Source organism: Metabacillus sp. YM-086, assembly GCF_048059995.1.
Taxonomy (GTDB): domain Bacteria; phylum Bacillota; class Bacilli; order Bacillales; family Bacillaceae; genus Metabacillus; species Metabacillus litoralis_B.
On record NZ_JBLUOI010000003.1, the window covers coordinates 90,218 to 105,137 of the forward strand.

Annotated in this window: 20 protein-coding genes and 1 riboswitch; of the genes, 17 read left to right on the forward strand and 3 right to left on the reverse strand. The window is 33.9% G+C overall.

Annotation, left to right across the window (positions count from 1 at the left end; genetic code table 11):
- Positions 1–148: 148 nt before the first annotated feature.
- The 3 genes from ACEWK1_RS02315 (at position 149) to ACEWK1_RS02325 (ending at position 2,113) form a co-directional block, all read left to right on the forward strand.
- On the forward strand, positions 149–877 hold the full coding sequence (locus ACEWK1_RS02315) for an MOSC domain-containing protein (RefSeq protein WP_121662016.1): 729 nt from the start codon (positions 149–151) through the stop codon (positions 875–877).
- A gap of 235 nt (positions 878–1,112) precedes the next feature.
- Complete coding sequence (locus tag ACEWK1_RS02320; RefSeq protein ID WP_416635574.1) at positions 1,113–1,616, forward strand: DinB family protein; 504 nt, start codon at positions 1,113–1,115, stop codon at positions 1,614–1,616.
- 38 nt (positions 1,617–1,654) lie between these two features.
- Positions 1,655–2,113 carry a helix-hairpin-helix domain-containing protein gene (locus tag ACEWK1_RS02325; protein WP_416635576.1) on the forward strand — a complete coding sequence of 153 codons (459 nt, stop codon included), beginning with the start codon at positions 1,655–1,657 and terminating at the stop codon, positions 2,111–2,113.
- Positions 2,114–2,200: 87 nt separating this feature from the next.
- On the opposite strand, the gene ACEWK1_RS02330 is transcribed toward ACEWK1_RS02325, so the two are convergent.
- Positions 2,201–2,344 (reverse strand): hypothetical protein, encoded by a 144-nt coding sequence (locus ACEWK1_RS02330; RefSeq protein ID WP_162987354.1) that lies wholly within the window; start codon positions 2,342–2,344, stop codon positions 2,201–2,203.
- Positions 2,345–2,459: 115 nt separating this feature from the next.
- The gene (locus ACEWK1_RS02335; protein ID WP_416635578.1) at positions 2,460–2,786 is read right to left on the reverse strand and encodes a hypothetical protein; all 327 of its coding nucleotides are present in this window, start codon (positions 2,784–2,786) and stop codon (positions 2,460–2,462) included.
- Positions 2,787–2,843: 57 nt separating this feature from the next.
- A riboswitch (cyclic di-GMP riboswitch) is annotated at positions 2,844–2,929 on the reverse strand.
- Positions 2,930–3,134: 205 nt separating this feature from the next.
- Here ACEWK1_RS02335 and ACEWK1_RS02340 point away from each other — a divergent pair.
- From ACEWK1_RS02340 to ACEWK1_RS02385, 10 genes are all read left to right on the forward strand, one after another.
- Positions 3,135–3,704 (forward strand): nucleotidyltransferase family protein, encoded by a 570-nt coding sequence (locus ACEWK1_RS02340; protein WP_251394514.1) that lies wholly within the window; start codon positions 3,135–3,137, stop codon positions 3,702–3,704.
- Positions 3,705–3,785: 81 nt separating this feature from the next.
- Positions 3,786–4,049: an NAD(P)-dependent oxidoreductase gene (locus ACEWK1_RS02345; RefSeq protein ID WP_416635580.1), complete on the forward strand. Its 264-nt coding sequence runs from the start codon at positions 3,786–3,788 to the stop codon at positions 4,047–4,049.
- Between the two features lie 20 nt (positions 4,050–4,069).
- A complete protein-coding gene (locus ACEWK1_RS02350) occupies positions 4,070–4,423 on the forward strand; it encodes a hypothetical protein (RefSeq protein WP_416635582.1) in 354 nt (117 codons plus the stop codon).
- Between the two features lie 96 nt (positions 4,424–4,519).
- Positions 4,520–4,801 (forward strand): hypothetical protein, encoded by a 282-nt coding sequence (locus tag ACEWK1_RS02355; RefSeq protein ID WP_251394512.1) that lies wholly within the window; start codon positions 4,520–4,522, stop codon positions 4,799–4,801.
- A gap of 120 nt (positions 4,802–4,921) precedes the next feature.
- Positions 4,922–5,848: a hypothetical protein gene (locus ACEWK1_RS02360; protein WP_416635585.1), complete on the forward strand. Its 927-nt coding sequence runs from the start codon at positions 4,922–4,924 to the stop codon at positions 5,846–5,848.
- A gap of 175 nt (positions 5,849–6,023) precedes the next feature.
- Positions 6,024–6,299 carry a hypothetical protein gene (locus ACEWK1_RS02365; protein ID WP_416635587.1) on the forward strand — a complete coding sequence of 92 codons (276 nt, stop codon included), beginning with the start codon at positions 6,024–6,026 and terminating at the stop codon, positions 6,297–6,299.
- Positions 6,300–6,463: 164 nt separating this feature from the next.
- Positions 6,464–7,819: a S8 family peptidase gene (locus ACEWK1_RS02370; RefSeq protein WP_416635589.1), complete on the forward strand. Its 1,356-nt coding sequence runs from the start codon at positions 6,464–6,466 to the stop codon at positions 7,817–7,819.
- Between the two features lie 421 nt (positions 7,820–8,240).
- The gene (locus ACEWK1_RS02375) at positions 8,241–10,211 is read left to right on the forward strand and encodes a peptidoglycan D,D-transpeptidase FtsI family protein (RefSeq protein ID WP_416635650.1); all 1,971 of its coding nucleotides are present in this window, start codon (positions 8,241–8,243) and stop codon (positions 10,209–10,211) included.
- Positions 10,212–10,315: 104 nt separating this feature from the next.
- Complete coding sequence (locus tag ACEWK1_RS02380; RefSeq protein WP_416635591.1) at positions 10,316–10,861, forward strand: histidine phosphatase family protein; 546 nt, start codon at positions 10,316–10,318, stop codon at positions 10,859–10,861.
- An 82-nt stretch (positions 10,862–10,943) separates the two neighbouring features.
- Complete coding sequence (locus tag ACEWK1_RS02385; RefSeq protein ID WP_416635593.1) at positions 10,944–11,081, forward strand: hypothetical protein; 138 nt, start codon at positions 10,944–10,946, stop codon at positions 11,079–11,081.
- On the opposite strand, the gene ACEWK1_RS02390 is transcribed toward ACEWK1_RS02385, so the two are convergent.
- Positions 11,062–11,556, reverse strand: coding sequence for a hypothetical protein (locus tag ACEWK1_RS02390; RefSeq protein WP_212138231.1), 495 nt, complete (start codon positions 11,554–11,556; stop codon positions 11,062–11,064). The genes ACEWK1_RS02385 and ACEWK1_RS02390 overlap by 20 nt on opposite strands.
- 200 nt (positions 11,557–11,756) lie before the next feature.
- On the opposite strand from ACEWK1_RS02390, the gene ACEWK1_RS02395 reads away from it, so the two are divergent.
- The 4 genes from ACEWK1_RS02395 (at position 11,757) to ACEWK1_RS02410 (ending at position 14,363) form a co-directional block, all read left to right on the forward strand.
- Complete coding sequence (locus tag ACEWK1_RS02395) at positions 11,757–12,350, forward strand: dienelactone hydrolase family protein (RefSeq protein WP_212138230.1); 594 nt, start codon at positions 11,757–11,759, stop codon at positions 12,348–12,350.
- A gap of 73 nt (positions 12,351–12,423) precedes the next feature.
- A complete protein-coding gene (locus ACEWK1_RS02400; protein WP_121662005.1) occupies positions 12,424–13,278 on the forward strand; it encodes an MBL fold metallo-hydrolase in 855 nt (284 codons plus the stop codon).
- A 55-nt stretch (positions 13,279–13,333) separates the two neighbouring features.
- Entirely contained in the window at positions 13,334–14,125 is a 792-nt protein-coding gene (locus tag ACEWK1_RS02405; protein ID WP_416635596.1) for a phosphotransferase, read from the forward strand.
- Positions 14,126–14,159: 34 nt separating this feature from the next.
- Positions 14,160–14,363: a hypothetical protein gene (locus ACEWK1_RS02410; RefSeq protein WP_121662003.1), complete on the forward strand. Its 204-nt coding sequence runs from the start codon at positions 14,160–14,162 to the stop codon at positions 14,361–14,363.
- The last annotated feature ends 557 nt before the right edge of the window (positions 14,364–14,920 follow it).

The following is a 14,920-nucleotide window of genomic DNA, read 5'->3' on the forward strand; positions in this document are numbered from 1 at the left end:
TGAGAGATTATGAAGGATGTCAAATAGTAGGCTTTATGATTGAGGGTTGAGGGAAAGTAGTTCAACGCTATATGAAAGAAAGGCGTATTTTACCAAATGTTGTTATACTTTTAGTGTATCAAAAATTAAAATAATGAGAGGTATTACAATGTTAATAGGTTATATTAAAGAAATTATTCGCCATCCTGTAAAATCCTTTTATGGAGAGAATGTACAAGAAACACAAGTTATGGAATATGGTTTATACGGCGACCGTAGTCATGCCTTTTTAGATAAAACGAGACAAGGGAAGTTTTTAACGATCACGCAGTTTCCTGAAATGGCTAGATATAAAGCAAGATTTGTTGGAGAGGAATCGCAAGAAGATTATCCAAATGTTGAAGTAATTACTCCGCAAGGCAAGGTGTTTAGCTGGGGAAATGAAGAACTCACGAAAGAAATAGAAGAAAAATCTAAGTGTAAAATTTCACCGATTACGTTTACCCCGTCACACGTACCATTAGGAGCAATCGAAGAAGAACATATTCAGCTGGTAACGGATGCCTCCCTAAATAGATTAAAGGAAATGTGGGGAAAAACAAATGTGGAACACAGACGTTTCCGACCGAATTTACTAATAGACTTGAATGAAAAAATTCCGTTTATTGAAGAGGAATGGTTTAACAGACAGATAAAAATTGGAAATGAAGTTGAAATAAAATTAAAAAGGCATTGCGAGAGATGTATGATTATTACAGTTAATCCTGAAAATGCTGAAAAGGATGCCACATTACTTAAAACGGTTGCAAAAGAAAGAAATAATCATTTTGGGGTTTATGCTTCTGTTACAAAAACAGGACGAATTCAAGTAGGTGATGAAGTCTTACTTTTAGATTAGGGATAGAGGTATGACATATACATAGATTAGTATACGCTGTCCGTAGACGAATAGTTGGGCAGGATAAGAGTGATCTGGTTTAAGAGAGTTTGTATATTAAATTAAAATTAAAGAATCTATGGATTAACTAGGGTGTTTTGTAAGGATAGATTTCATCTTCATTAGGTGTAATGATCATGTATATTAGTGTATAATAATAGGGGAAATTTTCCAGTGGAAAAGGGTGGGAGGATCTATGGAGAAGATAGAATATGAATGGGTCAAACAAACACGTCAGATTTTGTTAGATCAGTGTAGAGAACTGAATAAAGAGGATATGACGAAAGAGTTTGATTTTGGTTTTAAGAGTATTAGAGATTCTCTTGTTCATGTGGCGGGCTGCTATCATGCTTGGTTAGGCTCTTTTGTCCTTTCAGAAACATCATCTCCTTTACTTGCAAAGGAAACTATTTATAAAATGAAAATAGATGATATTCAACGCTATTTTCAACAAGCTGATAACTATGTAGAAAAAGTTTTCGAACAATTCAAAAACAAACTTGATGAGTTTATTGAAAAAGAGCCTGCCTGGAAAGCTGGCAGTGGGGCTATAAGCAAAACTCCCCATCAATTACTTTTCCATTCAATTACACACGAATCGCATCATAAAGGAAAAATAGTTGCAATGTTACGTCAGCTTGGTCATGTTCCAGAAAATACAGACATATTAGGATTGCCTGAAAAAGAATTCTCTATATAAAAATTAAGAAGGTTTGGCTGCAAAATAGGAGGATAATAATGGGAGTATCTATTAAATTGCCTCTATCTGACGAGGAAAAATCCCAGCTTAGAAGAGTAAAAGTTCGTGTAAATGAGTTATATACTTTTGATACAGAACAAATTGCTCAAATGTTGAATATATCGAACACAAGAGCTAAAGCTTTAAAAGGTTTAGCAGAATTTCAAACTGTACCCTCTATTGGTTACAAATTAGCTGAAAAATTGGTTTATAAATTAAATATTTTTTCATTAACAGAAATCAAAGATAAAAATCCTGCTGCTCTTTTTGATGAACAAGAACAAAAGTTAACTGTATGGACTGACAGCTGTGTTGAAGATCAAATTCGCTGTGTTGTTCACTATGCTAATAACCCGAAATGCCATAAGCAATGGTTTGATTTCACTGAAGAGAGAAAAGCATATCGAGAAAAAGTGGGTTTCCCTGAAAACAGACCTAAAAATGCTTGGTATACGTAATAAAAAAACGATCATTTTTCATAAATGATCGTCTTCTTTATGTAAACAAAGTACTCATTAGTTACATCGCGTCAATTGATAAAAATCCTATTCTTCTTCTTCTCCAATGTCATTTACGGTTTTCATTACCATTTTAATCATTTGGTATCCGCGGATCATTTGATTTGCGTCTTTTGGTGTGATTCCTTCTTTTTCTAACTGCTCAACTAATTTAATCCATTCATTACTCAATTCTAATCATTCCTTAAAATTTATCAATATATGATCGTCAAAAATCGTTATAGATGCCAAAATACAAATAAAACTTTAGTATTTTATATAACGATATGCTTCAAAATATCAGTGCTTATTGGACAATTACTATTTCTCTTGAACCATTGGCTAGTTTGTTCAAATCACTTTTAGCCTTCTCGTAGTCAGTAGTAAGATGGATGATAAAGTTCATGACATTATCATATTCTCCACGTTTACGAATTTCATAGAATACTTCTGGCTTTTCATGTTTAATGATTGTCACAAATGAGACTAAACAAATTTCTGATGCTGTGCTTTTCACTCTTAGAAATTGTTTAAGAAAATTAGTGAAATAAAATGATGATTCCTTTGAATCAGGGTACCTCATTAATAATTGATTAAATTTTTTTATTGCAGCTTGTATCTCAGTATCCTTCATAATAATCCCCCCATTAATAAATGGGTTACCAATCAATCATTATATAATCTATAAACTATTGGCAACCCGACTGTCATAGTCTTTAAGACTTTAGACTCGTAGCTTTGCGTCCTTACCTTTCGATAAGTTTGCCTTTATCAACTATATATAGGATTTTAAAGACTTTTATCCTATATTTCAACAAAATTCTACAAAATTATTATTTCTTATTTACTATATCTTACTAACATAGCTTTATGTTAAAAAGAAAGGGATTAATTGGTAAAATGGCGAATGTAAATATCGAATAGCATGATTATTTTTTGGATATCAAAGTTAATTTTACAAATTTTTATAGGGGTTTTTAGAATGAATGAAAAAGAAATTATTTCAATTGTACAACAGGATAAATGGATGATGGAGATCTTAAAATCTGTAAGAATGTTAGGCTTACCGGATTGGTGGATATGTGCTGGATTTATTCGCTCAAAAATATGGGACACGCTTCATCATTTTAATGAAAGGACGAGACTTCCAGATGTTGATGTGATCTACTTTGATTCTACTAATATAAATGAAGTAGAGGAAAAGATGCTTGAGGAAAAACTAAAAACCATAATGGCAGATGTACCTTGGTCGGTAAAGAACGAAGCAAGAATGCATTTAAAAAGTAATTTACCTCCATATTTATCTTCTGTAGATGCGATATCAAAATTTCCAGAAACAGCTACATCTCTTGGCTTAAAGTTAGATGAAAAAGGCCATATAAAATTAATAGCTCCACACGGAATTAATGATGTTGTAAATTTAGAAGTCAAGCCAACACCTTTCTTTCTAGAATCTAAAGAACGTGTAGAGGTTTATGAAGATCGAATAGCGAAGAAGAATTGGCGATCTATTTGGTTTAACTTAAAGATACACCATATTAGGAACGATTAAATGTTTTTATCTGATATTGAGTCTTAACTTAAGCTAAAACAGAGTATAAGTGATCTTAAATTGATTAAAAGAGGGACAGTTATGGATAAGTCTTATAAGATAGCTATAATTGGTGGGACGGGGAAGGTAGGACGTTATCTTGCTTCTAGAGCGTTAGAAAACGGTTATCAAGTCCGTATGCTTGTTAGAAATCCAGCAAAGTTAAGCTTCAGAGACGAAAGGATTGAGATAGTAGAAGGAAATGTGCAAAATTTGGAGGATATTCAAAAACTACTAATAGATTGTCAAGTAGTTATTAATTCTTTTGGCCAGCCAATCAGAGAGAAACCGATTTATAGTAATTAACGGAAATGATACTTGAGGTAATGGCTGAATTACAAATTGATCGTTATATTGGGGTTACAGGTGGCTCTTTAACTATTAATGGAGATAAAAAGAGCTTTATGAACAGAGTGGGAGCAAAGATGTTTGAATGTATCTATTCTAATATGATGACCGATAAGAAAAAGGAATGGCAAATTCTTAGCCGTAACACGTTAATTAAGTGGACACTAATTAGGCTTCCATTTATAGTTGATGGCATGGAAAAGGGATTTATAAAAGAAAATCTATTAGATATGCCGGGTACTACAATAACAAATCAAGATATAGCGACTTTTATCATTAACCAAGTTAAAAGTCTAGAGTACATACAAAAATCACCCTTTATCTCAAATTAATAAAACCGGGTATACTGATTACTTGCGAATTTAGTGTCACGAAAAAGCTACATCAAAAATGGTAACTTTCTTATTTTTGTAAAGGTGGGCTATAAAATGAATGCAATTATTCGTTGGATTGTTTTTATTTTTCTTATTTTCATTGCTTTTCAGTTGGTAAACAAAGGACTAGAATTAAGGTCGTTTGGAACAAATATTGATGGTGATGGTATCGGAATCCATTTTTTAGGATTAGAGATTAATGATAGAGTATCGGAAGAGAATATTTCTACATACGCAGTGGGCTTCTTTGTTAGTAGTATGATTACGTTGCTTGTTGCCTTTGTTTTTCTAGGAAAAACAAGTAATTATAATGGTCGAAAAGTAAACAAGACCTAAAAACAAAGTACCTCTGTTATAAAAATCCCAGAACCTACACTCCGACTTTTGGACTGTTTACTCATTAACTGAATCCTCAATGGATACTCATTCGTATAAAAGGGGAAGGGGGTATCATCTTTGATAATAAAGATAAGGAAATCTTTTGGTGTCCTTTTGTTGATCATCTCAGTCATTTTTGGCGCTGTATCAATTGGAATGGGTTATGGAGAACCCATTGTTATAACACTTATTATGTATTTAATATTAGGGATCTTCCCCTTAATTCTTGCACTTTTAATATTTAAAGGAAAATCAGCTATTAAATTTAAGGTATCTAATTTACGCTCTTTGTTTGTTAATCAAAGAGTGCGAGTATATGTATTATTGACCATCATAACCCCGATTTTACTTAATTTTGTAGATTCATTGGGTCGCAATAAACTGGAGCGACTAGCAGGTCCAGGGAATATTTATTTTGCAAATATTTCAGAAGGATGGTTAGGTTATACGATTGTATTTGTTTCACTTATAACATTTATGTCATTCGCCGGCATTTTTGTGTTAGGTTGGAAGAACAGTAAACATTCACTCAGATATACGTTTATTATTAATCTTATCTTTACCATCCTCATTTCAGTGATGATAAATGATGATTATAAAGCGATTAATCAAGATGAGCTCATTATCAGTACCTTAGGAAAAAAAGAAAAAATTCCATGGTCTGATGTAAAACATGCCTATTTAAAAGGGAAAATAACTAGTGATGGTTTTAAAAAATCATCCGGCAGCAGCTTTAAATGGAAGTTTGAATTTGTTTTGAAAAATGGTGATACTGAGGAATTTGGGCCATTTACTTACTTTAAGTATAACCTTAAAGACTCCTTAAATATTAAAAAGCTTTTAGCAGACAAAAATATATCCTTAACGATAGATCAATTATTAGATGAGGAATGGGAATATGTTCAAATTGATATGGAGTATGAAGAAGAAGTAAAGCCAGAAGATTTTTACTCCCTATTTCAGTACGACCCTAAATCAGGACAGTACTACTATATTCACTACTAAAAATGTATTTTTAGGATCGAATAATCGCCTTATTTTTACTGATTTTGGTTATTTTTACATATTAAATTTTAGCGAAAGAGGAGATCTGTAAAATGACGGAACAAGTAACTGGAAAATTTGTTGAGCGTATTGATGCTGTATTTCTTCCTGTCAGGAATCTTGAAGAATCATTATTATGGATCAAGAAATATTTTCTTTTGATTTACGTTGGAAAAACGATAGAATGTGCGGGCTTTCAATTGCGCCGAATTGTGGTTTTCATCTTGTCCAAATTCCTGACTTTCAACCTATTACGACATACACCCCATTTAATTATGTTGTAAAAGATGTGGAAGAAGTTAGAAATATGCTTATTGAAAAGAAGGTCGTTGTATCTGACTTAAGAACAGGTGAGCCTAAGCGTTTTGATTTAACCGACATAAATGGAAACATGATCAGCGTTATCGAATGATAAAGGACAAGAAAGGAATTAGTTTTTAAGCTGATTCCTTTTTTCTATTTCATACTAATAGATCTTTTTTTATGTTTGGTCTTATCAGGATGAATATTCGTATATAAATTAGTTTTTGGCTGAAACTATCTTGGTAAATAAATATCTACTAAGGAGAGCTAAAAATGAAAATAAGAGGTTTAGTTGTAACGGCAGTTATTGTATTGCTGATCATTGGTACAATCACCCTTAGTAATACAAGAAAGGATCACAATCAATCAAGCAATAATCTTACCTCAAATCCTACTATTGAACAATCAAATTACAAGCATCTTAATACAAACACGGAGAATCAGATAAATAAAATTGATTCAATTACATTGAATGAGACCCTTGAACAGGAACTGAATAATCATCCCGCTATTTTAACCATTAATCACAGTCCACGGTTACGCAGCCATTTTTATCATGATGAAGTTACGGTTAAATTTAAAGCTTCCCTTTCTGCACAAGAGCTGGCGAAAATTAGCCGAGATATTAACGGAAAGCTTCAAAGTAGCCATCATACCTCTTATATTTTTAAATCTGATCTTAAAAGTCCGTTTGATTTAGTTTCTTATTTTTCTAAAAGAGACGATGTTATTTATGCTGAACCAAATTTTTTATACATGCAGAATCAGCAGCCAAATGATTTGCTTTACCGAGATTATCAATATAATTTACCGATGATTCAAACTGAAGCAGGCTGGAACATCTCCACAGGAAGTGACGAAAATATAATTGCTGTTATAGATAGTGGCGTGGATTTGAACCATCCTGACCTAAGACATAGACTAGTGGATGGCTATAACGTGTTGGATGAAAATAGTCCTCCAAATGATGATAACGGTCATGGAACACATGTTGCAGGAATTATCGCATCAGAGACAAACAATGGACTAGGCGTGGCAGGAATCACTTGGTTTAATAAAATTATGCCAATTAAAGCTATGAATGCAGATGGATATGGAAGTTCCTTTGATATTGCAAAAGGAATTGTTTGGGCGGTTGACCATGGGGCAAATGTTATAAACATGAGCTTAGGAAATTATCAGTACTCAGATATTATGAGAGATGCAGTAGCCTATGCGTTCGAAAAAGATGTGATGATTGTAGCTGCAACAGGAAATGACCATACAGATCAAACGGCCTTTCCAGCTGCTTACCCTGAAGTTTTTAGTGTATCAGCAGTGAACAACATCGGGAATTTTGCCGAGTTTTCAAACTTTGGAACGTATGTTGATGTCGTCGCACCTGGCGTTAATATTCCTAGCACGTATATTGGTCATCAATATGCCGCTCTTTCTGGAACATCAATGGCTGCTCCCCATGTAAGTGCACTAGCAGGCTTAATTCGATCCACAAATCCTGCCCTTACAAATGATGAAGTTATGACCATTATAAGAAAGACAACAACTGACCTTGGACAACCTGGTAAGGATGTTCTTTATGGTGATGGCTTAATTAATGTAGAAGCTGCGCTTAAGCAAGCAAAAGAGTAATAAGTAAAACAAAATGGTTTAAGATAGACGAATGAGTATACTGTTTTACTTATTAATGCATTAAATGATGAAATAAGCCAAATTTAATTTGTGATGTAAAAGTTGCTATACCTTAAGTAATGCAGAAGCGCCATTCTTAACAGAAGGCGCTTTTTGATTGAATACAGACAAGGATTGTTATGTGGAGTAAGTCGCATTTACTATCAAAAATCTGCTCAAATATTGAATTGATATAAATTTTTGTCAAAGTTATGGTATAATTTAACATTGTAAATAATTAGGTGATTCTTTTAGGTAACTAGAATACTAGAAATAAAAGGTTGGGTTCATATTGAAAAAGGAAAAAACAATTTCTGAAGAAAATAGAAAGGTAAAAAGGTCCACATATATAAGAACGAACATTTTCTTCTTTCTTATTTTTATGATGTTCGTCGCATTAATTGTTCGACTTGGAGTGGTGCAAATCGTCCAAGGAGAGACCTTTTCAAAAGAGGTGTCACGTACTGAATCTGACTATGCAAATTTACCAGCTCCTCGTGGAAAAATGTATGATCGATATAATCGGATTGTCGTGGATAATAAAAGTGTTCCAGCGATTACGTATACAGTAGACAAAACAACAAAAACCTCTGACAAACTCTCAACGGCTATTAATTTAGCAAAATATATTCATTATGACTCTGACTACTTAAAGAAAGAGCTTAAAGAGCGTGATATACGTGATTACTGGTTAGCTTCTCACCCTAAAGAGGCAAAGAAACTGCTAAAAAAAGAAGAGTTAGAATTAGAACCATCGCAAACTTACAAATTACAAGTTGATCGGGTGCCTAAAGAGGAAATAAAGGCGATTGAAGAAAACGTGGATCAAAAAGAACTCGCCTATATATTCACTCGTTTCTCGTCTGGTTATCAATATGAACCACAGGTCGTTAAGTCTTTAAATTTAACAGATAAGGAATTAGCTAGAGTGGCTGAGCACCTTGAAGAATTACCAGGGGTAGATGTGATTACAGATTGGGACAGAGCGTATCCCTATGAATCTTTAAAAACAATCTTTGGGAAAGTAACCTCACCAGAAGAAGGTATTTTACAATCCCGTGAAGATTATTACAATGCACGAGATTATGCTAGAAACGAGCGTGTTGGAAAAAGTTATCTTGAATATCAATACGAAGATTATCTGAATTCTAAAAAAGCGAAAATTGAGTACATATCAGATAAAAATGGAAACGTTATTTCAGAAGAAGTTGTACATGAAGGAAGTAGAGGTTATGATTTAAAGCTATCTTTTGATATTGAACTTCAACAGAAGGTAGATGAAATTCTAGAAGAAGAATTACGTGCTGCTAGAAGATCGTCTGGTAATTTCTTAATGGATAGAGCCTTTGTTGTTATGATGGATCCTTATCAGGGAGATGTTTTAGCAATGGCTGGAAAACAAATTGACCCTGAAAATACTGGAGAGATGTTGGACTTTGCATACGGAACATTCTCTACACAATATGAGGCAGGCTCAACAGTAAAAGGGGCAACGGTTTTAGCAGGATATCAAGACGGAATGTCTCACGGAAAAGGATATTTTGATAAAACCTTATACTTTAAAGGAACTCCACCTAAAGGATCTTATAGTCAGCTAAACTATGTAAATGATTTAGATGCCTTAAAACGCTCATCAAATGTCTACATGTTTTATGTTGCGATGAGAATAGCGGATATAAAATATGTAGAAAATGGTCCATTCAATGCTTCTAATGAAGATTTTCAAAAGTTAAGAAATTACTTTGCTCAGTTCGGCTTAGGTGTGTCAACAGAAATTGATCTTCCTCAAGAGTCTTCTGGTCTTATAAATACTCCAGATAATGCAGGTAAATTACTTGATATTGCAATAGGACAATTTGACACATATACACCTCTACAGCTGGCCCAATATGTTGCGGTTATCGCTAATGGTGGTTACCGTGTACAGCCAAGAATCGTTACAAGTATTCATAGTCCTATAGAAGAAGCAGGATTAGGACCGGTGGCAATAGATAAGGAGCCGGAAATTTTAAATAAAGTAAATAACTCAGAGGAAGACATTAACCGTGTTCAACGAGGATTTAAACTAGTGGTAACTTCAGGTACGGCTAAGAACATGTTTGATTACGATGTTGCTGGAAAAACAGGAACATCTCAAACTCTTTACTATGGTCCTAAGCGAGCTTATTGGGGACGAAAAACGAATAATCTAAATTTTGTTGGCTACTATCCATCTAATAAACCTGAGATTGCATTTAGTGTTGTTGTTCCATGGGCAGGTACGGAGAAATATCCAGTTAACAAAAAGATTGCTAATCGTATCGTAGGTGCTTATGTTGACTTGCAAAAGAGATATGCAAATGAGGTGAAATAGTCTTAATGACTAGCTGATAGAAAATTTTCGTATGTCATTAACTGAAGGGTAAATTATATTTCTAAAAAGCTAACCTGTTAAAGAGAACTTGGAGGAAACATCATATGAAAAAAATATATGTTGTGAGACATTGTGAAGCACAGGGACAAGATTCGAATTCAAAAATAACTGAAAAAGGATTGATTCAATCAAAATCCTTATCTGATTTTTTCTCGACTACTAGAATAAATAGAATCATATCAAGTCCTTATATACGTGCCATTCAGTCAGTAGTTCCAATAAGTAAAGAAAAAAACATTAAGGTGGAAATTGATGAACGTTTATCCGAACGCATACTTAGTACAAGGAATTTGCCTGACTGGCTTGAAAAACTTAAAGAAACATATGAAGATTTGGACCTGAAATATGAAGGGGGAGAGTCAAGTAAAGAAGCTATGGACCGAATAGGGCAGCTTGTTGATGAACTATTTAAAAGTGAAACGGAAAACACATTAATCGCAACTCACGGAAATTTACTCTCTCTACTACTAAAAAACTATGATAACAGCTTTGGTTTTCATTGCTGGAAGGATCTTACTAATCCAGATGTGTTTCTATTAACCTATAAAAATAATGAAGTAACAATTGAGCGTTTATGGAGAGAGCTTTAAAAATACGGTTTTTCGTATCTTCAGAAGGAATTACCGAGCTTTAAATGGAATGTATATTTTAAAACTTTCTAGGAGTGTTTAAATGATTCATTCACCTATGGAAACAATACAAGAGTTAATAAATAAAGAGCAATGGGTAGAAGCGTTTCCGATTATGAAACAGTTGCGTACAGATTTAACCCAAGAAAATGAAATAAGACCTATGAAAGGTCTTTTGTAGGAGTATTGTCATTTGTCTTTTGAGTGTTTTGCTTTTCCATAAATTTTTGAAAACCATAATTTAAAAGAGCTAGTGCATAAGAAATCATAAAAAGAGTGGTTGAATTGAACTTTTTTAGCTTATAATGTCCAATTTTTTGAAAAAAAATATTTAATGGATAAGCAAAAATAAGATCCATAAATAAATTACATATAGCATATAAAGGGAATTTTCCATATGTAAAATGAAAAATCCAAAGATTAGTTGTAAAAAAAAGCCCAAAAATAAAGGTTAAGGCGTCAAAAACTAAATTTTTGGTACCTCCTTTTACTTTCCACCATTTATATACCATGCTTAGGAGTGTTTCTATTAATAATAGGCACGAGCAAAATAGTGAAACAGGCAGATACCTTTTTAAAGATTGTTTTGGTAAAAAAAGAAAGACAATACCCCACATGACAACTGGGGTGGCCATTCTGAAAATGTTGGTAATCATCAATATAATCACTCCAGAAAACATTTCTTGTTTTTAGGTTTTACATAATAGTAGATAATATTCGTCTCCTAATCATTTCAAGAAGTGTTGAAGAAATAGTATTTTTCACACAGAAATTTCTTAAAGCACAACTTGTTAAAAGAGGTGTGCTTCTTTGGTATATTCTGTAAAATGGATAAAAAAGGTCTGTGAGGTTTATCGTGATCGCAAAACATAAACATTCGAAAAAAGTTATAATCGTTATTCATGAAATTTATGGGTTAAATGACCATATAAAAGGGGTGTGTGATTCCTTCTTTCAACATGGGTATGATGTGATTTGTCCTAATTTAATCGAACAAGAGGAGCCTTTTACATATTTGGAAGAAGATATTGCTTATCGTCATTTTATAAACAACATTGGCTTTGATAAAGCTACAGGAATGATTCATTCTTTACTCTCGGAAGTTAAGGACAATTATTCAAAAATTTTCATTGTCGGTTTTAGCGTTGGAGCAACGATTGCATGGTTGTGCAGTAATCATGAATCTATTAACGGAGTTGTTGGATATTATGGTTCGCGTATTAGAGACTACTTAGACCTTGTACCGTCTTGTCCTACATTATTATTTTTCCCTCAAGAAGAAATTTCGTTTGATGTTGATTCATTGATAACAAAACTAGAAGAAACAAGTGTAAACGCACTTATGCTTAATGGATTACATGGATTTAGCGATCCGTTTTCTAAGAATTATCATCTAGAATCTACAAAAAAAGCATATCACACTATGATAGAATTTCTGAGTGATCATTAATTGATTTGTTTATTCTGAATGCAATAGAGAGTGAAAAGGTAGTCGCTGACGTTCAATGAAGGGGGATTGAAAGATGAAAATTGAATTTCTTGGAACTGGTGGGGCAATCACCATACCACGACCATTATGCAATTGTCACGTTTGTTCAGAAGCTAGAGATAAAGGGGTGCCTTATAGTAGAATGGGTCCGAGTATTTTTGTTCATGGTCCTAATCTATTAATTGATACACCAGAAGATATTTATCATCAAATAAATCGCTCTACGATCAATGAGGTTAGTGGAATTACTTATTCACATTGGCATCCAGATCATGTAATGGGCAGGAGAATTATTGAATCGTTAAGTGCAGATTGGATTAATGAACCTCCTCAGCATAAAAAAATAGACATTTACCTTCCTGATCAGGTAGAAAAGGATTTCAAAACATTTCTTGGTAGTGGAGACCATTTAAATTTCTTTGCCTATCAAGGATTTGCTGATATAAAGAAATTGAGAGACGGTGAAAGTTTTTCGTTAAATGGGACAAAAATTTCTCCATTTCGTTTGGCGGAGGATTATGTGTATGCGTTTATACTTGAAAGTGAAAATAAAAAAATACTTATTGCTATGGATGAATTAAATAATTGGAAACCCGAAAAAGAGGTATTAGATGTTGATCTTGCCATTTTACCAGTGGGGATTTTTGAATTTCATCCATTAACGGGTGAAAGGCTAATGCCTAAGGATCATCCCGTTTTCAAGGAAGAAGCAACTTTTACAGAGACGTTAGAAGTAGTCAAGATTCTTAATGCAAAAAAGGTATTATTAACACATATTGAAGAGCCTAATGGATTAAGTTTTAGTGATTTCAAAGAATTAGAAGCACAGTTACAAGATTCTGGTATAAATGTTGAGTTTGCACATGATACTCAAATAATAAAAGTATAAAAGCCTAGATAAACTGAGCTCAAGCGGCATGTCTCTAGTCTTGGAGGAAACTTTAATGAGTCAATACGAAAACGAAAAGATGCTAACCGGAGGAAATGTCTCAAACGTATATCGTTCCGGAGATACGGTTCGGCGTGAGGTAAAGCCAGAAAGCACGAAAATTCACAAGCTATTAAAGCATTTAGAAAACAAAGGGTACAACTATTCACCAAAGTTTTTAGGTATTGATGAAAAAGGAAGAGAGATTTTATCATTTATTGAAGGAGAAGCTGGCAACTACCCCTTAAAACAATATATGTGGTCTGATTATGTACTATCAGAAATTGCGAGAATGCTCCGACTTTATCATGATGCCGTTCGTGATTTTCCTCTTGAAGAAAGCAGGCAGTCAATGGATCACACACCTGAACCATTTGAGGTCATGTGTCATAATGATTTTGCAATATATAACATTGTGTTCAATCATAAAAAACCAGTCGGTATAATCGACTTTGATGTTGCGGCTCCTGGCCCAAAAATTTGGGATATCGCATATACACTTTACACTTGTGTTCCATTAAGTAGAGTTTATCAAGCTGAAGCAGGAGAGCTAGTTCATTATCACTCGTCACAGCATGCCGATCGTATCAAACAAAGAGTTAAATTATTTTTTAAATCGTACGGTGAAGCTATCGAAGAAGGATATTTAGACATGGTCTTGCTGCGATTAGAGGGATTATGTGCCTACATGAAAAGAAAAGCGAGTGAAGGTGACACCGTTTTTCAAAAGATGATCGATGAAGGACATTTAGACCATTATGAAAAGGATCTTGCATTTATCCGCCAATATGGTTCTGAATGGGTATAAACATGTTTTATAAATAAATTTTTTTGGAGGAAAAATGCTTACATTAATCGTGTATGTGATCCCATTAATAATACTAGTAACTGGCTTAATATTGTATTTCACTGGCCGTTCGAAAAATAATGCCTTATTAAGAGGAATTGGCATTGGAGTCATTGTGTCTTTGTTAATCCTTGAGACTCCAGATATGATTCAGGGCTTTATTGAAGGGTTTAGCGATGGATTGAATTCAAATATCTAAAATGGACCTATTATATCGGTCCATTTTTTGTTGGCTCTGTGGGAGATGAACGACAGAAGTGATACGGAGGGAGTAAGTTGTGTCGTTCATTAGCGGTATGAACGACAAAAGTGATACGGATGGAGAGAGTAATGTCGTTCACAAGCGGTATGAACGACAAAAGTGATACGGATGGAGAGAGTAATGTCGTTCATCAGCGGTATGAACGACAAAAGTGATACGAATGGAGAGAGTAATGTCGTTCATAAGCGGGATGAACGACAAAAGTGGCAGGAAAAGAGCGAGTAATGTCGTTCATAAGCGGGATGAACGACAAAAGTGGCAGGAAAAGAGTGAGTAATGTCGTTCATCAGTAGTATGAACGACAAAAGTGATACGAAAAGAGAAAGTAATGTCGTTCATTAGTAGTATGAACGACAAAAGTAATACGAAAAGAGAGAGTAATGTCGTTCATCAGTAGTATGAACGACAAAAGTGACAGGAAAAGAGCGAGTAATGTCGTTCATAAGCGGGATGAACGACAAAAGTGGCAGGAAAAGAGTGAGTAATGTCGTTCA